Raw genomic sequence first — 17853 nt, 5'->3', positions numbered from 1 at the left:
ACATCGCCTTCCGTTATTTCCACTGCTGCACACAACTCGCATTTTCAGTTCAAGTCGGGCCGGGCCGGATAACAAAAAAGGCGCGGGCAGTGTGATCCGCCCGCGCCTTTTGCAGCGCTTCCGAAGTCTTCGCCCGTCAGACGAGCGCGCCGTGGCAGTGCTTGTACTTGTTGCCGGAACCGCACGGGCACGGCGCATTGCGGCTGATCGCCAGGCCGGCATAGGGGTCTTCCCCGGCAGCACCGGAGCCGACGCCCGCCTGCGGACTGCCCGCGAAGCTGCCGAACAGTTCCGGCACCCGCGCCGACCCATCGCCGTCGTACGAATTTTCCAGCCCGGTCAGCGGCTCGATGTGCCCGGTGAGGAAATCGGGCAGTTCGGGAAGCTGGGCCGGCTCGGGCATGCGCAGTTCGCTGACCGACAGGATGCGGGTCACGTCCTCGCGGATGGTTTCCAGCATCCGTTCGAACAGGCTGAAAGCTTCCTGCTTGTATTCGTTGATCGGCGTCTTCTGGGCATAGGCCCGCAGGAACACCACCTGGCGCAGCGCGTCGAGCGTGGCGAGGTGTTCCTTCCAGTAATGATCCAGCCGGTCGAGCAGGATCGACTTTTCGACCTGCCGCCAGATCGCCGGGTCGTCCTGACCCATCTTCTGCGCCATGTGGCCGTCCGCCAGCGCAGTGATGCGCTCCTCGACGATTTCGGGCTCGATGCCGTCCTCTTCCAGCCAGGCCTCAATGGGCAGTTCGATGGCGAGGATCTCCTGCACCTTCTCCTTGAGCCCGGCGACGTTCCAGTGTTCGGGATAGGAGCCGGCGGGGCAGGCATCGGCGACCAGCACGTTGATCGTGTCGTGGCGCATGTCGACCACCACCTCGTCCACCGCTTCGGCATCCATGATGTCCGAACGCTGTTCGTAGATCACCTTGCGCTGGTCGTTCATCACGTCATCGTATTCGACGACCTGCTTGCGCACTTCGTAGTTGCGCGCCTCGACCTTCTTCTGCGCCGTCTCGATCGCCTTCGACAGCCAGCGCGAACCGATCGCCTCGCCGTCGGCAAGGTTGGAGTTCATCATCTTGGAGAACAGCGTATCGGGGCCGAAGATGCGCAGCAGGTCATCCTCAAGGCACAGATAGAACTTCGACAGCCCCGGATCGCCCTGCCGGCCCGAACGGCCGCGCAACTGGTTGTCGATGCGGCGGCTTTCGTGGCGCTCGGTGCCGATCACGCACAAGCCGCCGGCGGCCAGCACCTTCGCCTTGTCGGCGGCGACCTCGGCGCGGATAGCGGCGATCGCGGCATCGCGTTCGGGGCCTTCGGGCATCTCCGAAAGCTCGTCGTCGATGCGAAAATCCACATTGCCGCCAAGCTGGATGTCGGTGCCGCGCCCGGCCATGTTGGTGGCGATCGTCACCGCGCCCAGCCGGCCCGCCTGCGCCACGATATGCGCTTCCATCTCGTGGAAGCGGGCGTTGAGGACCGAGTGCTTCACGCCCTCCTTGGTCAGGAAGTCTGACAGCAGTTCGGACTTCTCGATCGAAACCGTGCCCACCAGCACCGGCTGGCCGGTCTCGTACTTGGTCCGGATCAGCTTGGCGATGGCCCCGAACTTGTCGAGCGTGTTCTTGTAGAACTCGTCCTCCTCGTCCACCCGCATCACCGGCACGTTGGTCGGGATTTCAACGACGTTCATCTTGTAGATGTCGTAGAACTCGGCCGCTTCGGTCGCCGCTGTACCGGTCATGCCCGAAAGCTTGGGATACATGCGGAAATAGTTCTGGAAGGTGATCGAGGCGAGCGTCTGGTTCTCAGGCTCGATCCGCACGCCCTCCTTGGCTTCCACCGCCTGGTGAAGGCCGTTCGACCAGCGCCGGCCGTCCATCATGCGGCCGGTGAACTCGTCGATGATGACGACCTTCTCGTCCTTGACGATATAATCGATGTCGCGCTTGAACATCACCACCGCCTTCAGCGACTGGTCAAGGTGGTGGACGACCTGGGTGTTCTCGACATCGTAGAGGTTCGAGCCGACCAGCAGCCCGGCCGTTTCCAGCGTGCGCTCCACCCATTCCACGCCGTCTTCGGTAAGGGTGATGTTCTTGGTCTTCTCGTCCGCCTCGTAGAGGTCGGGCGTGATCTGCTTCACCACCGCATCGACGGCGATATAGAGTTCGGACTTGTCGTCGGTCGGCCCCGAGATAATCAGCGGCGTGCGCGCCTCGTCGATGAGGATCGAGTCCACTTCGTCGACGATGGCAAAGTTGAAGGGGCGCTGCACCATCTGGCTGCGCTCATGCTTCATGTTGTCGCGCAGGTAATCGAAGCCGAACTCGTTGTTCGTGCCATAGGTGATATCGGCCGCATAGGCATCGCGGCGTTCGTACTCGTTGAGGTTGGGCACGATCACGCCCACGGTCAGGCCAAGGAAGTTGTGCAGCCGGCCCATATGCTCGGCATCGCGCTTGGCGAGGTAATCGTTGACGGTGACGACGTGGACGCCCTTGCCCTCCAGCGCGTTCAGGTACGTAGCGGTGGTGGCGACGAGGGTCTTGCCCTCACCCGTGCGCATCTCGGCGATCTCGCCGCGGTGGAGGACGATGCCGCCGATCATCTGCACGTCGAAGTGGCGCATGCCGAACACCCGGCGCGAAGCCTCGCGCACCGTCGCGAACGCTTCGGGCAGGATGTCGTCCAGACTGTGGCCCTTGTCGAGCAGCGCGCGCAGGCGCGGCGTCTGCGCCTGAAGCTCTTCGTCGGACAGCGCCTCGATCTGCGATTCGAGACCGTTGATCTGATCGACTATCTTGCCGAGCGACTTGACATAACGCTCGTTCGACGAGCCGAGGAGGGATTTTACGAGGGCGCCGAGCATGGCGGGGAATTCCTGACAATCTGGTGCTGAAAAGGCCGGTCGCTGCGCTGCGCGCTCGCGCCGGACGGGATAACGTGAGGATGCGCGCAACGGTTGCGTCGCGCGCGGCCGGAAAACCGGCGGGCCTGTTTCGGCCTATTCGTGCGCGCGCTCTATCCCGGGACGAAAGCCGACGCGGGGCAAGGCGAACTGCTGTGCCGGGCGGGGCAATGCCATCAGCCGGGCATTGCGCAGCCCCGGCTCGGGAAGCCGCGCCAGCGCCACCGGCGCACGCGGAGCGCGGGGGGCAGTCGCTTCGAGCAGCGGTGCGACCGCCACGCTTTGCGGCTGCCGGACGCACGCTTCGACCGGGCCGATTTGCGCGGCAAGGCCCGTCAACAGGGCGAACAGGGTCAGAAGCAGGCGATGGGCCATCGCACGCAGATAGGATGGACCTTGCCCGCTGTCCACTGCCACAACCGCTTCATCGTCCACTGCGACCGCTTGACCTGCCCCCGCCATGCGCTAACCGCTTGCGCCATGTCCGACACCGTATCCCCGCTCGCCCGGCCTTTCCCTAACCTCCCCGCCATCGCCGGGGTCACGCTGCGCGTCGTGCGCGCGGGCTACAAGGACTGGGGCCGCTGCGATCTGACCTATGTGGAACTGGCGAAAGGCACGGCGGTCGCAGGCGTGTTCACCCGCAACGTGTGCTGTTCGAGCGAAGTGGAACTGGGGCGCGCAAACGTGGCGGGCGGCATGGCGCGCGCGCTGGTGGTGAATGCCGGCAACTCCAACGCCTTCACCGGCTATCGCGGCCGCGAGGCGGTGGAACAGATCATGGACCAGGTCGCCGCCCACCTCGGCTGCGCGCGGGAGCAGGTGTTCGTCTCCTCCACCGGGGTCATCGGCATGCCGCTGCCCAAGGACAAGGCGCGCGAAGGCGTGGCCGCCGCGCTGTCCGCCGCGCCCTGTTCCTGGGAACAGGCGGCTGAGACCATTTCCACCACCGATACCTTCGCCAAGGGGGCCACTGCCACCGCGATGATCGGCGATACCCGCATCACCATCAGCGCCATCATCAAGGGTTCAGGCATGATCGCGCCGGACATGGCGACGATGCTGGGCTACCTGTTCACCGATGCAGCGGTGGAATCCGCGTTCCTGCAGGAATGCCTGTCTGCCGCCAACCGCCGCACGTTCTCGTGCATCACCGTCGATAGCGACACTTCCACCAGTGATACTGTGCTGGCCTTCGCCACCGGCAAGGCCGGCAACGCCCCCCTCGCCTCGTTCGACAGCGCCGGTGCCGATGCTTTTGCCGCCGCGATAGAGGACGTCTGCCGCCAGCTTGCCCATCTTGTGGTGCGCGATGGCGAAGGGGCGAGCAAGTTCATCGCCGTCAGCGTTACCGGCGCGGTCTCGGACGAAAGCGCGCACCGCGTCGGCCTTGCCATCGCCAATTCGCCGCTGGTCAAGACCGCCATCGCCGGCGAGGATGCCAACTGGGGCCGCGTGGTCATGGCAGTCGGCAAGGCCGGCGAACCGGCTGACCGCGACCGCCTGTCGATCGGCTTCGGCGGCGTGTGGTGCGCCCGCGAAGGCCTGCCGCTCGCCGATTACGACGAGGCCCCGGTTGCCGCCCACCTCAAGGGCCAGGACATCGACATCGCGGTCGACCTGGGGCTGGGGCAAGGCCGGGCCACGGTGTGGACCTGCGATCTCACGCACGGGTACATCTCGATCAACGCGGATTACCGGAGCTGACCATGGCAGGCCCTGCATTCACCATCTGGGGGCGGCTCAACTCCCACAACGTCAAGAAAGTGGCGTGGTTCGCCGAAGAGCTGGGGCTGGCCTATGTCCGCCACGATATCGGCGGGCAGTTCGGCTATACCGACGAATATCTGGCGATGAACCCGAACCGCCTGGTCCCCACGATCGAAGACGGCAAGCTGGTGCTGTGGGAATCGAACGCGATCCTGCGCTATATGGCGGCCGAATACGGTGGCCCGCGCTGGTTTCCGCACGATCCCATCGATCGCGCGCTGGCCGATCGCTGGATGGACTGGCAGTTCACGTATGCCGATTGCCAGAGGCTGCCGTTCCTCTCGATGGCCCGTACCCCGCGCGAGGAGTGGGACGTGGCGGCGATCGCCCGCGATGTTGACCGCTGCGCCCGCCAGCTCGCGATCCTGGAGGAACAGCTCACTCGCACCCTGTGGCTGTCAGGCGGCGAGTTCGGCGTGGCCGACGTGCCGATGGGGGTCTACATCAACACCTGGTTCCACCTGCCGTTCGACAAGCCGGAGTTCCCCCGGCTGGCAGACTGGTACGGCCAGTTGAAAGACCGCCCCGGCTACGCCGCCAACGTCATGATCCCGCTGACGTGATCGGCCCGGCGCTTACCGCATCGGTCGAGGCGATCATGCGCGGGGCGAGCGAGACCGCGATCCTGCCGCGCTATCGCTCGCTGGCGGCGAACGAGGTGTTCGCCAAGGCGGCGGACGACGTCGTGACAGTCGCCGATCGGGAGAGCGAGGCGATCCTGACCGATCGGCTGGCCGCCCTGCTCCCCGAAGCGGCGGTGGTGGGCGAGGAAGCGGTGGACGCCGACCCCGGCGTGATGGCGGCGCTGAAGGACCGGCTGTGCTGGATCGTCGATCCGCTTGACGGCACGAACAACTTCGCCGCCGGCCAGCCGCCGTTCGGCGTGCTGGTGGCCTTGGCCGATCAGGGCACGATCCTGGGCGGCTGGATCCTCGACTGCCTGACCGGACGCTTCTGCCACGCCGCCGCCGGCCAAGGGGCATGGATCGACGACGAGCGGATCAACGCGCGCACCACCGGCACAACGCCGCCCGTGGCAGCGATATCGATGATATTCATGGACCCGGCCCACCGCGAAGCGGTGCGTGCGCGCATCGCCCCGCACTACACTTTGGTCGATATCCCGCGCTGCGCCGCCGAGCAGTATCCCCGGCTGGTGCTGGGAACGAACGACGTGTCGATCTTCGAACGGACGCTGCCGTGGGACCATGCCGCCGGTGCGCTGTTCCTCAACGAAGCCGGCGGCCGCGCCGCCCGCCCCGACGGCAGCCCCTATCGCGTGGACGAATACGACCGCCGCGGCCTGATCGGCGCGGCAAGCCCGGCGCTGTTCGATGATCTTGCCGCAAGGCTGGCGGTGATGGGCGGTTGAACATCTTCTGCTTTCGTCATTCCCGCGAACGCGGGAACCCAGCTGGTGAACGTGCCGCGCAGGCGACCTCATATCGATCGCTCCCGGCCTGTCCGTTGCCCGCCCAGCAACCATTGGAGCAATTTGCGACGGCGAGAGATGGGTTCCCGCGTGCGCGGGAATGACGAAAATAGAGGGGTACGCAACAAAAACCCCGCCGGTTCATACCAGCGGGGCTTTGCGTGGCGTCGGAAAGGAAGCTTACAGCGCCCCTTCGATCCAGCCCTTGAGCGCGCTCTTGGGCGCCGCACCCAGCTTCTGCGCCACCGGCTTGCCGTCCTTGAACAGCACCATCAGCGGGATCGACTTGACGCCGATCTGGCCGGGGATGTCGGTGTTCTGCATGATATCCATCTTGGCGATGGTCACCTTGTCCGCCAGTTCCTCGCTGATTTCTTCCAGCGCCGGGCCGATCATCTTGCACGGGCCGCACCAGTCGGCCCAGAAATCGACGAGCACCGGCTTGTCGGACTTGAGGACGTCGTCTTCGAAGCTGGCATCGGTGACGGCAATGGTCGACATGGTCTCAATCTCCGTGAACTTTTCAATCTTGGGGCACAATCTAGGGAAGAAACGCCGGCACGCAACGCCTGTGCGGCAATAGCTTTACTCCACCGCGCCCAAGCCCGCCTTGAGCGGGGCCAAAACCGCTTCTGGCAGCGCGATCAGGCGGGGCGTCGCGGTGTAGAGCAGCGCCACCTCCACGGTGCGCCCCGGAAAGGTCGCTTCGAGCGCGGCGGCGTAAGCGGCCATCTGGCGCAGGATCGGGCGCGGCACTCCGGCCAGATCAGCGGGCGGGCGGCGGGCGGTCTTGTAATCGACAAGCCGCACGCGATCCGGCTCGATCACCAGCCGGTCGATCACCCCGGCCACCACCTGTCCGCCCACCACCGCCGCCACCGGCACTTCGGCCAGACTGCCGGGGGCGAACAGGTCCGCCCAGTCCGGGTGCTCCAGCACCGCCAGCGCATCGTGCACCAGTCGCGCGCGGTCAGCCTCGCCCAGGTCGCCGGCATGGCGCGCCAGCCAGCGCCCGGCTGCCTCCAACCGCAGCGGCACTGCGATATCGGGCAGGCGTTCGAGCAGCCGGTGAACCAGCGTCCCGCGCCGCGCCGCATCGCTGCCGGCACCGGGCGGAAACGGCGGGTCCGGCGCTTCGTCCTCCTCGCCCAGCGCAGAAGGGGCGAGCGGGCGCGGCGGGCGCGGCTCGGCGGGGGGCGCACGGTCCAGCCACGGCGGCAGCGGTTCATCGAAAGGAAGCTGCGGCGAACTTCGCACCGCGGGCAATGGCTGCGGCGGGGTTCCGGTTTCATGGCGCTCGCCCCAGATCGGATCGGCCAGCGCCGCGCCTTCGGGAAACAGCCGCAGCAACTGCGCGTACCAGCTTTTCGGCGGCGGGCCGTCCTTGGCCCGGCGGTTCAGCGCCCCGCCGACGAACAGCGCCTCCTCGGCCCGGGTCATCGCGACATAGAGCAGCCGCCAGTGCTCCTGCTCGTCGCCTGCGCGGTTGGCCTCGATCATAGCAGCAATGCGGCCCTGCTTTTCGGCCTTGGCCAGCGGCGGCAGCGGGATGCGGCGGTCCGGGGTGTCGGGATCATCCAGATCGATCCCCCGGTCCCGCGCGCTTTCCGGGTCGCCGCAAGCATCGGCCAGGATCACGATCGGTGCCTGCAGCCCCTTGGAGCCGTGCGCGGTCATCACCCGGACCAGCCCGGCGGCGTTGTCCGGCTCGCGCTTCAGTTCGCCATCACCGGCGTCGAACCAGGCGAGGAAGCCCGCCAGGCTAGGGGAATCGGTCTGGACATAGGCTTGGGCGGCGTTCAGCAATTCATCGATCGGATCGTTGGCTTCCCGGCCCAGCCGGGCGACCAGGCGCCGCCGCCCGTCCCACGGCCCCACCAGCAGCCAGTGCAGCAAGGCCTGCGGCGTATCGTAATCGGCACGCGCCAGAAGATCGCCCAGCCGGTCCAGCGCGGCACCCACCAGCGGCTCACCCGAACGGCTGCGCAAGTGCTCCCACAATCGGACGTTAGCGCCCCGCCATGCGTGTTCGAGCAGTTGCTCCTGCGTCCAGCCGACCAGCGGCGAGACCAGCAGCGCAGCCAGCGTCAGATCGTCCAGCGGCTGCACGGCAAAGCGCAGCGCGGCAACCAGATCCTTGACCGCCAGCGGCGCGCCCAGCCGCAACCGGTCGACCCCCGCCACCGGCACCCGCATCGCATGCAGCCGGGCGACGATCAGCGCCGCCAGTTCCTTGCGCTGGCGCACCAGCACCATGATATCACCCGCCCCGGCCCGGCGCACGCCGCCCTTGTGGAGGGCGAAGCCCGGCCCCGTCGGGTCGAGCCATTCGGCCACTTGCCGGGCGATCTTCTCCGCCATCCGGCGATCGGAGCGCGACAGCCAAGTGGCGGTGGTGCCCTCCTCGTCGCCGCCCTCGCCGCCCTCATCATCCCCCTCGTCCTCCGCCAACGCGGGAACCGGACGCCACAGCGCGACATACCCGGGGCGCGGCTGGCCCTTGTGCGGATCGGGCGGCGTATCCAGCCCGAACCCGGCGTGGCCGATCGCAGCGATCGCGGCATCGACGAAGTGCAGCACGTCGCTGGCGGTGCGGAAGCTCTGTTCCAGCCCAAGGTCGCGCAAGCCGCGCGGGGCATCGGGCACACGCTGCTGTTCGGCGTTGCGCGCCGCATCGTCCATCGCCTTGCGCACCAGCCGGCCGGCGGCGGCGAAGTTTTCCGGGCTGGTGCCCTGAAAGCGGAAGATCGCCTGCTTGTAATCGCCGACCACGAACAGCGTGCGCAAGGCCGGGCCGAAGCGGCCCTGTTCGTGCTGGCCGAGCCCGGCCCAGAACTCCTCGGCCATGGCAAGGATGATGTCCCACTGCGCCCGGTTGGTGTCCTGCGCCTCGTCCACCAGGATATGATCGAACTGGCGGTCCAGCTTGTAGCGGATCCAGGCCGACTGGTCCTTGTCCGCCAGCAACGCAGCGGCGCGGCGGATCTGGTCGTCGAAATCGATTAGCCCCTCGCGCAGCTTGGCCTCTTCCCAGGCCAGCGCGAAGGCGCGGCCCAGCCGCAGCGCCGGCACCAACCGCTCCGCCAGGCCGAGCAGCGCGGCCATGGCATCGACGCGCCTGATCGCCTCGATCACCCGCGCGCAGTCATCGGGATAGCCCGGATCGAGCTTGGTCTGCGCCGTGCTGGCCTTCGGCTCGCCCTTGGCGGTGAGGAATACGCCCGCCAGCGCCCCGATCCCCGCCGCCCGCTGTGCCGGGGTGCCCAGCAGCCATTCGCTGATCGCGTCAACGGCCGCCAGCCCGGTCTTGGTGCCCCACTGGTGGTTGACGTCCATGCACCGCCGCAGCGAGCGAACATCGAATGCGTCGTCAGCGCACAAGGCGGCCAGTGTGTCCGGCCCGGCATCGGCGGGCAGGCCCAGCAGCCGCAAAACGTGGCTGCGCATATCCGCCGCCTGCCAACTGCCGCGCCCGAACCACGCCTCCCGCGCTGAAGCGCAGCGCAGCAGGTACCCTTCAACCGCTTCGGGGCCATAGCGCAGCGACAGCTCGGCCACCGCCTGCAGCAGCGACGGATCACCCAACGGATCGTCCTCCGCCGCTGCCAGCAGGTCGGCCAGCACCTGCCGCGCCAGCAGCACCCGCTCGCGATCCTCCATCGGCCGAGCACCGGGGATCAGCTCCGCCTCTTCCGGGAAGGTCGCCAGCAGCCACTGCGAAAAGGCGTGGATCGTATCGATCCGCAAGCCGCCGCCCGGGCAATCGAGCACCGAGGCGAACAGCGTGCGCGCCCGCGCCCGCGTGGCCGGGCCGCTGTCCGCCCCGATCGCCTCCAGCCACTGGCCAAGCTCGGTTTCCGGCAGGCGCACCCATTGCGCCAGCGTATCGTTGATCCGCGCCGCCATTTCGGTGGCCCCGGCCTTGGTGAACGTCAGGCACAGGATCTGCGATGGGCCGACATCGTCCTGCAGCAAAAGCCGCAGCACGCGCGAGGACAGCACTTGCGTCTTGCCCGTCCCGGCCGAAGCCGAAAGCCACACCGTCTCGCGCGGATCGACCGCCGCCAACTGGTTGCCGCGCAAGGGATGGACGCCCGCCTTGCCGCTCATGCCGCGTCCTCCGTGCCATCGGCAGCGCCCAGGGTGGCGATCCATTCGTCCAGCCGCATCAACTGATCGTAATCGCCGTAGTTCGCCAGATCGGGGTTGAGCCGGGCGGTGAACGGCGCGTCGCCCAGAATCCAGGTATCGAGCGCGTGGTCGAGGAACCGCGCGGTTTCCGGCAGGAAGTCCTCAGGATCGAGGCCGGAACGCTTGCCCTTCACCTTCACCGGATAATCGACATAGCCCAGCGTCTCGCCGCTCTTGCCGAACGACCAGTATTCGAACCCCGTCACATCGCCATGCGCGTCCGCAAAGCCGCCGCCTTCGGCGATCAGCCCCAGCACGCCCAGTTGCAGCGCGAAGCCTTCCTCCACGCGCTTGCGCGAAGGGGGTTTGCCGGTCTTGTAATCGACGATCGCCAGGCTGCCGTCGGCCAGCCGGTCGATGCGATCGGCCCGCCCGTGGATGCGCACGCCCTTGCGCAGCATGTCGCCCTTGGCCTCCCACAGCACCGGCGCACGGCCTTCGGCCTTGCCCGCCCGCACCAGCGCATCGAACGTATCGAACGCCGCGATCAGGCGCGGCCGCCACAGCGCGCGCATCAACGGGTGGGCGCTCTTCTCGTCGAACACCGTCTGGGCGATAGCGGGCAACCCGCCTTCGGGCTCGCCGGCATCGTGCCAGCGTTGCAGAATCAGGTGCGCGACATCGCCCTTCCACGCCGCGCTCGGCTCGGCGTCCAGCGAATCGAGTCGGGCCAGCCGCAGAATCGAGCCGGCATAGAACTGGAACGGATCGCCGCGCAGCCGATCAAGCCCGGTAACCGAAACCGCCACGCGCCGCTGTTCCGGGGTGGGCCGGGGCTGCGGGCGTCGGTAAACGGGGGCTTGGGGAGCGCTGCGCAACAGCGCGGCCAGGCGCGGCGCTTCGGTTTCCAGATGCCGATCGATCTGGTCACCCAGCATCGCCCGCACCCGCATGACGAAGCGCGACGGGTTGACCGGCGCGCCCTCATCGCGCTGCGCATAGCTGAGCACGACTTCGGGGGCACCCAGCGCTCCTGCCAGATCGTGCGCGGCCAGACCGATGCGGAAATCGCCGCCCGGCACCCCCAGCGCGCGCAGCACCGGCGGCGGCAGCAACGGCTCGACGGCGGGCGCTCCCGGCCACTTGCCCTCTACCAGCCCGCCACAGATGACGAGATCGGCCCGGCTCATCCGCGCTTCGAGCAGGCCGTAGACCGCCACGCGCGGATGCCCGCCCCACGGTGGCCGCACCGCCTGCCGCTCCATCGCATCGCGCAGCACCGCGTGGGCATCACGTGGGGCGATCAGCGTCCCGGCGTCCGCTGCGGCGGCACGCAATTCCTCCACGAAAGCGGCGAGCGCGCGGCCATCGGCGCGGGCCCACGCCCCCTCCCCGGCCAGCGCCTCGACCGCTTCGGCCAGCAGCGCCACCAGCCGGTCGAGCGGTTCGTCCGCCGAAAGCGAAAACAGCGGCGACAGGATCGCTTCCACCCGTTCCCACCACCCGCCGATCCCGCGCTGCTGTACCAGCGCCCGCAAGGGCTCCAGCCCGATGCCCGGTCGCGGCCCGCGCAGCGCACGGTCCAGAATACGGGCATGATCCAGCCAGTCAGCCCGATCGCCGCCACCGTTCGCCAGCGGATGCGTCAGCAGCGCGATCAGCGGCACCGGCGCGGCCTGTTCGGCCATGACTTGCGCCAGCAGCAGAAACAGCCGCCCCGCCGCGCTCTGCCCCAGCGGCTGTCCGGCGGTATCGTCCGCCACGATGTCCCAGCGCTTCAGGTGCGCGACGACCCGCGCCGCCAGCGCACGGTCAGGCGTGACCAGCGCCACCCGCCGCTCGGGCACTTCCAACGCCTGCCGGATCAGCACCGCGATCGCCTGCGCTTCCATCGCCGGGTGCGCCGTTTCCATCAGCCGCACCCCGGCCAGCCGCCGCGCCCGCGCCGGCAGATTGGCCCAGGCAGCCGAAGCCTGCGGGGGCAGGAACAGGTTCGAGATCGCATGGCTGCGCTCGGGCGGGGCGGCGGTCATCCCCGAGCGATGCCAGGCGCGCACTTCGCCGCGCGCCACCCCCATGCGGTGGAGCAGCAGCTTGAGGTGATACTGCGGGTGCGTCACCGCGTCGTGCTTGCCGAACGGGGGACCGTCGGGCGTGGCGGGCGCGCCGGCGGTGCCCAGTTCCTCCCACACCGCGTCATCGAGCGACAGGTCGAGATCGGGCAGCACCACACGGCCCTGCGGCAGTTCGCTCACCACCCGCAGTAGCCGCGCCAGCGCCGGCGATGCGCTGGTCACCCCGGCGGCAACCACCGGCGATTGCGGCGGGGCCTCGCGCCAGCCTTGCGCGGCGTGATCGAACAGGCGGTTGCGCCGGTCGGCCGCGTCAGTCTCTCCCCGCGCGGCCAGTTCGGCCAGCCACAGTTGCTGCACCATGAGGAAGGTGCGGGTGTTGGCGCGCCAGTGCCCGGCCACCTCGTCGATCACCCCCAGCGCTTTTTCAAACACCTCGACCGGGGCGATGCCTTCCACCAGCAGCCGATCCATCGTCCGGCCCAGATCGAAGGCGCGGCGCAGCACCGCCGGGCCATGGCCGGCGCGTTCTCCCTCCACCTCGCGCAGGTAATGCGCCAGCCGCAACCAGCGGCGGACCGGATCGGCGGCGGGCGGCACGTCAGCCGCGCCCAGCGGATCGAGCAGCGGCCCCAGCGTCTCGTCCAGATCAAGGTCACCCACCACCGCCATGCGCGGCAGCAGCAGGCCGGAACCGGTGCCCCTCGCGTCGCCCGCCGTGCGCACGAACGCTTCGGTCACCGTGCGCGCGGCGCGGCGGCTGGGCAGCAGCAGCGTCAACCGCGCAAGGCCCAGCTCGGGTTCGGCAAAGCGCGCGGCAAGCCCCGCCGCCAGGGCATCGGCAAATCCGCGGTGGGCGGCGATGGAATAGACGCGCGGCCGCCCCGTCAGGCCGGCGCGAGCACTGTCAGGCACCGGTCAGCCAGGCTTCGGCGGGGGCGATCGCGGACGGTTCGCCCACTTCCAGCCAGATGCCCTGATGGCAGATCCCGTAAAGCCGCCCTTCGTCGATCGCGCGATCCCACAGCACGTTAGTGGAAAACGGCCCTTCGGGCGCATCGCGCAGCAGGCGGTGCGAAACGAGCTGGATGCCGGTGAATATGAACGGGGCCACTCGCCCGCTGCGCCGCCGCCGCACGCGGCCCAGGCTGTCGAGGTGGAAATCGCCCTTGCCGCGATAGCTGACCGCACGCGGATGCGGCACCATCAGCAGCAGCGCGTCCATCCGCTCCGCATCCCACGCCGATGACAGTTCGGCAAAGACATCGCGCGGACCATCGAGCCAGATATTGTCGCTGTTGAGGCAGAAGAACGGATCGGGCAACAGCGCCTGCGCCGCCACCATGCCGCCGCCGGTTTCCAGCAGCAGCGCGCGCTCGTCCGAGATGGTGACCGCCGGACCCTGGCGGCGCACCTTGAAATGGCCTTCCAGCGCATCCGCCAGGTAGTGGACATTGACGACCGCCTTGGCGACGCCGGCCGCGTCCAGCTTGTCGAGCGCGTGATCGACCAGCGACTTGCCGGCCACCCGCACCAGCGGCTTGGGCTGGGTCGCGGTCAGCGGGCGCATCCGCTTGCCGAGCCCGGCCGCCAGCACCATCGCGGTATCGCTGGCGAGTGCCGGTGCAGCCACAGCAGCCGCTTCAGTCAGACCATCGCTCATGACGGGAACCTGCCGCCGCCGCTGACGCGCAGATCGTGGGGAATGTTCGCCTCGAACCAGCGCGCCACCGGCTCCAGCGCCGGATGCGCCAGATCGCGCTCCAGCAGCGCCCAGACGCGGGGGATGAGATCAAGGTAGCGGGCCTTGCCATCGCGCCGCCACAGCCGCACGAAGATACCGACGATCTTGGTGTTGCGCTGCGCGCCGAGGCGGGCGTAATCGGCGAGCAGCAGCTCGGGATCGGTGCCGGTCCGGCGGACGTAGTGATCGAACATCGCCACCTCCAGCTCGGGCGAAACGTCGCGCCGCGCGTCCTGCAGCAGCGAGACGAGGTCGTAGGCCGGATGCCCGTTCAACGCGTCCTGGAAATCCAGCCACCCCTGCGCTTCAAGCGAACCCAGCAGCATGATGTTCTCGGCGTGATAATCGCGCAGCACGGTCACCCCCGGCCGCTGGCGCGGCAGCAGATCGCCCAGCACCTGTTCCCAGGCGGTGACGAAACCGGGCCCGTCGACATAGAGGTTCTGCGCCGTGCAGTACCAGTCCACGAACAGCTTCGCCTCGCGCAGATATTCGCTCATCGAATAATCGAGGAACGGCCCCGGCGGCAGCTCGTGCAACTGCACCAGCGCATCGATAGCGGCGCGATAGACCGCATCTTCGTCGTCAGGCCACTGGTCCAGATAATCGCGCATCCGTGCGTTGCCGAAGTCCTCCAGCAGCACCAGCCCCTGCTCCGGCTTTTCCGCCAGGATGCGCGGCGGTCGCATGCCGTTGGCATCCAGCCAGCGGGCGGCGCGCAGGAACGGGCCCGGGTCCTCGTTCGGCGGGGGCGCGTCCATCAGCATGGCGCTGCGGCCGTCGGTATTGCGGACCCGGAAATAGCGGCGGAACGATGCGTCGCCCGGCAGCGGCTCCACTGCCGCGCTGGACCAGCCGGCCGCCTGCAGAAACGCCGCGATCGCGGGGGGCACAATGTCGAGACTCGTTGTCATCACGGCATCCGGCCTAGCCAAAGGGAGCCCTCCTCGACAATGGCGATCCTGCCTTCGTCCGCAAATTCCAGCGTGATCGCAAGGCAGCCTGCCTCATGCGCGAAACCGCCGGCATGGTCCGGCCACTCGGCGATCAGCACCGCACCCTCGCGATAGTCGTCAAGGCCGATCTCCTCCACCTCTTCCGGCCTTTTCAGCCGGTAGAAATCGGCGTGGACCAGCGGCAGGCGCACCGATGGCGGATCGTACACCTCGATGATCGCAAAACTGGGGGAAGGCACTTCGCCCGCATGGCCCAGCGCGCGGATGATCGCCCGCGCCAGCGTGGTCTTGCCCGCGCCAAGACTGCCCGACAGGGCGATGACATCGCCCGGCTGCACCGCTGCGGCGATCGCCTGCCCCAGCCGCTCCATCGCCGCCAGATCGGGCAGCGGCAGCCGCCGGGCCGGGCCGGTCATGGCAGCTCGATCCGCGCCGCCGTGCCGCGTCCGGGTTCGGATTCGAGCTTGAGCGTGCCGCCATGCGCCTCGATCAACCGGCGCGCCAGCGGCAGGCCCAGCCCCTGCCCGCGTTCGGCCGAAGTCTGCATCGCCCCGCCTTCCGGGCCGACCCGCACGCCTTCGAGCGCGCGGGCGAGGCTGCGCCCGTCCATCCCGGCCCCGCGATCCTGCACCACGATCTGGGTCACTTCGCCATCCGCACCCTTGCGCTGCTGGGCCTGGACCAGCACCCGCTGGCCGCGCTTGCTGGCATCGATCGCGTTATCGATGAGGTGGCCCACAGCGCGGGCCAGCCGCCGCCGGTCCGCCATGACCGGGCGCAGCACCCCGCCCGCCTGCAAGTCCAGCGTCAACCCGCGCTTGGCCAGCCGCTCGGCGCGTTCCTCGGCCACCGTGCGCAGGAAGTCCATCAGATCGACCTCTTCCTTGCGCAGCGGCAGCAGGCCCGCCTCGCTTTGCGAAAGGTCCAGCAGGCTGTCGATATTCTCGCCCAGTTGGCCGGTGGCGGACAGGATCGCGCCGAGATATTCGCGCCCGCTCTCGTTCAGCTCGCCGCCAAGGCCGGTTTGCAGCAGTTCCGCAAAACCGCCGATCGAGGTCAGCGGCGTGCGCAGTTCCTTGCTCATGTTGGCGAGGAACCGGGTCTTGATCGCATCGGCTTCCTTGAGCGCCGCGTTGCTTTCGCGCAGCGCTTCTTCGGCGCGCTGGCTGTCGGTGATGTCGAGCACCGCCAAGAGGCCGTTGCCGTCGGGCAGCGGCACCCCGGCGTATTCCAGCATCCGCCCGTCTGCCAGCGCGATGCGCCCGCCGGTCTGCGCGCGATCGAGCGTGGCGGAGCGCACGACCGTACCCACCTGCTCGGCCTGCGCCGGCACTTTCAGCCGCACCGCGATCTTGCGCAGCAGCTCGGCGATGTGCGGATGGGTATCGAGGAAATCGGCATCAAGGCCCCAGTCGGCCGCAAAGCGCCGGTTCCACAACTGCATCCGCCCGTCCGGCGCGAACACCGCAACCGATTCGAACAGGCTGTCGAACGTGGCGGTGCGGGTGCGCAGCAGCGTATCGCGCATCGCCGACAGGCGCAGTTGCTCGGTCCGGTCCTCGACGATCAGCAGCAGCCCGCCATCGGGCAGCGGCTGGGCAACGATGCGCAAATGTGTGCCGTCCGCCAACGACCAGGCTTCCTCCTGCGTCGATCCGCTGGCGAACCATGCCGCCTTCTCGCGCCGCCAGGCGGGGAAATCGCGCACTTCGGGCACCCGGCCCAGGTTGCGCGCAGCATCGAGCAGGCGCTCGAACAGCGGCGGGTCCTTCATGTCGGCGGGGGTCAGGCGGAACAGGCGCTGGAACGGCTGGTTGGCAAACGCCAGCCGCCGCCGCGCATCGAACTGGGCAACCCCGGCGGAAAGCTGATCCAGCAATGCCCGCTGCGCCTCGCGGAAGGCCCGGAACGAGCGGGACATCTCCTCCATGTCCTCGATGTCGATCGCATAACCGGCCACGCCGTCCTCGCCCAGCGGCAGGTCGCTGACGCGCATGGTGCGGCGCTGGCCGTTGATCGTGGTCGATACCACCCGTTCGACCGGAGCGCCGCGCCGCGTCGCCTCCAGCGCCACCTGCCCCGGTGAGACGCCTTCGATCGCCTCGACCAGTTCGGTCCCGGCGGCCACCACGCCTTGTGCATCGCCCCCGCCCACCGCCGCGACATAGGCGGAATTGACGAGCTGCAACGCCCCGTCCGGGCGGCGGAACCACATCGGCATCGGCGCGGCTTCGATCAGCGAGACCAGCGCATGGAAATCGCCGCGCGCCCGCTCCGCCTCGTCGCGCAAGCGGGTCAGCTCGCTCTCGCTCTCGCTGAAATCGAACACCCATACGAGCGCCGCGCCGCCGGGCGACACCTGCGGATCGGCAAGATGCCCGCGCAGCGCCAGCGCCCGGGTGGAGTTGCGCGGGGTCACCGCCATGCGGAACGGTGCCGCCGTCTTCTGGGTGCGCCGCACATTCTCGGTCAGCTCGGCCAGGCATTCCGCCGTCAGCCCGCGATTGCCCTTGTCGAGTTCGGACAGGAACTGCGGCACCGCATCGAGCCCCAGCCACAACGCCAATCGCGGGCTCGCCTCGATCCTCCCGTCCACCCGCACCAGCAGCGGCAGCGCCGGCGATTCCTCGACCATGCGCGAAAGCCGCCGGGCAGAACGCATCTGCGCCTCGGCCTTGACCTGCCGCGCCCGCGCCGACAGCACCGCCCAGGCCGCGCCGATCGTCCAGGCGGCAAGCAGCAGGCCGATCAGCAGGATGGAAAGACGATCGGGGTTCATCGCGCCCAGCTATGGGTGTGGGTGCGCGCGAAGACAATGGGGGGACTGCGCAGCA

General features: G+C 68.5%; 12 protein-coding genes. 3 read left to right on the top strand and 9 right to left on the bottom strand.

Annotation, left to right across the window (positions count from 1 at the left end):
• Positions 1–136 precede the first annotated feature (136 nt).
• The gene (gene secA, locus IE122_RS16140) at positions 137–2875 is read right to left on the bottom strand and encodes a preprotein translocase subunit SecA (protein ID WP_189622284.1); all 2739 of its coding nucleotides are present in this window, start codon (positions 2873–2875) and stop codon (positions 137–139) included.
• Positions 2876–3010: 135 nt separating this feature from the next.
• Positions 3011–3289 carry a hypothetical protein gene (locus tag IE122_RS16135; RefSeq protein ID WP_189622283.1) on the bottom strand — a complete coding sequence of 93 codons (279 nt, stop codon included), beginning with the start codon at positions 3287–3289 and terminating at the stop codon, positions 3011–3013.
• 105 nt (positions 3290–3394) lie between these two features.
• On the opposite strand from IE122_RS16135, the gene argJ reads away from it, so the two are divergent.
• Genes argJ through IE122_RS16120 form a run of 3 tightly spaced genes read left to right on the top strand, consistent with a single transcriptional unit; the run spans position 3395 to position 6056 of the window.
• The gene (gene argJ / locus IE122_RS16130) at positions 3395–4621 is read left to right on the top strand and encodes a bifunctional glutamate N-acetyltransferase/amino-acid acetyltransferase ArgJ (protein WP_189622282.1); all 1227 of its coding nucleotides are present in this window, start codon (positions 3395–3397) and stop codon (positions 4619–4621) included.
• 2 nt (positions 4622–4623) lie between these two features.
• Positions 4624–5247 carry a glutathione S-transferase family protein gene (locus IE122_RS16125; protein ID WP_189622281.1) on the top strand — a complete coding sequence of 208 codons (624 nt, stop codon included), beginning with the start codon at positions 4624–4626 and terminating at the stop codon, positions 5245–5247.
• Positions 5244–6056, top strand: coding sequence for an inositol monophosphatase family protein (locus IE122_RS16120; protein ID WP_189622280.1), 813 nt, complete (start codon positions 5244–5246; stop codon positions 6054–6056). Before IE122_RS16125 ends, IE122_RS16120 begins: the two co-directional genes overlap by 4 nt.
• 240 nt (positions 6057–6296) lie before the next feature.
• Here the strand turns inward: IE122_RS16120 and trxA are convergent, their stop codons facing one another.
• The 7 genes from trxA to IE122_RS16085 form a co-directional block, all read right to left on the bottom strand.
• Positions 6297–6617, bottom strand: a complete 321-nt coding sequence (trxA, locus tag IE122_RS16115; protein ID WP_189622279.1) for a thioredoxin — start codon at positions 6615–6617, stop codon at positions 6297–6299.
• Positions 6618–6701: 84 nt separating this feature from the next.
• Positions 6702–10226, bottom strand: coding sequence for a double-strand break repair helicase AddA (gene addA, locus IE122_RS16110; RefSeq protein WP_189622278.1), 3525 nt, complete (start codon positions 10224–10226; stop codon positions 6702–6704).
• Positions 10223–13234 carry a double-strand break repair protein AddB gene (gene addB / locus IE122_RS16105; protein ID WP_189622277.1) on the bottom strand — a complete coding sequence of 1004 codons (3012 nt, stop codon included), beginning with the start codon at positions 13232–13234 and terminating at the stop codon, positions 10223–10225. Before addB ends, addA begins: the two co-directional genes overlap by 4 nt.
• Positions 13227–13982 carry a nucleotidyltransferase family protein gene (locus IE122_RS16100; protein WP_189622276.1) on the bottom strand — a complete coding sequence of 252 codons (756 nt, stop codon included), beginning with the start codon at positions 13980–13982 and terminating at the stop codon, positions 13227–13229. Before IE122_RS16100 ends, addB begins: the two co-directional genes overlap by 8 nt.
• Positions 13979–14977, bottom strand: coding sequence for an aminoglycoside phosphotransferase family protein (locus IE122_RS16095; protein ID WP_189622275.1), 999 nt, complete (start codon positions 14975–14977; stop codon positions 13979–13981). The genes IE122_RS16100 and IE122_RS16095 overlap by 4 nt, the downstream gene beginning before the upstream one ends.
• The gene (gene tsaE, locus IE122_RS16090; RefSeq protein ID WP_189622274.1) at positions 14977–15435 is read right to left on the bottom strand and encodes a tRNA (adenosine(37)-N6)-threonylcarbamoyltransferase complex ATPase subunit type 1 TsaE; all 459 of its coding nucleotides are present in this window, start codon (positions 15433–15435) and stop codon (positions 14977–14979) included. Before tsaE ends, IE122_RS16095 begins: the two co-directional genes overlap by 1 nt.
• A complete protein-coding gene (locus IE122_RS16085; RefSeq protein WP_189622273.1) occupies positions 15432–17798 on the bottom strand; it encodes a sensor histidine kinase in 2367 nt (788 codons plus the stop codon). The genes tsaE and IE122_RS16085 overlap by 4 nt, the downstream gene beginning before the upstream one ends.
• Between the last annotated feature and the right edge of the window lie 55 nt (positions 17799–17853).

Source organism: Novosphingobium colocasiae, assembly GCF_014652555.1.
Classification (GTDB): domain Bacteria; phylum Pseudomonadota; class Alphaproteobacteria; order Sphingomonadales; family Sphingomonadaceae; genus Novosphingobium; species Novosphingobium colocasiae.
This window is presented reverse-complemented; position numbering and strand designations above follow the sequence as displayed.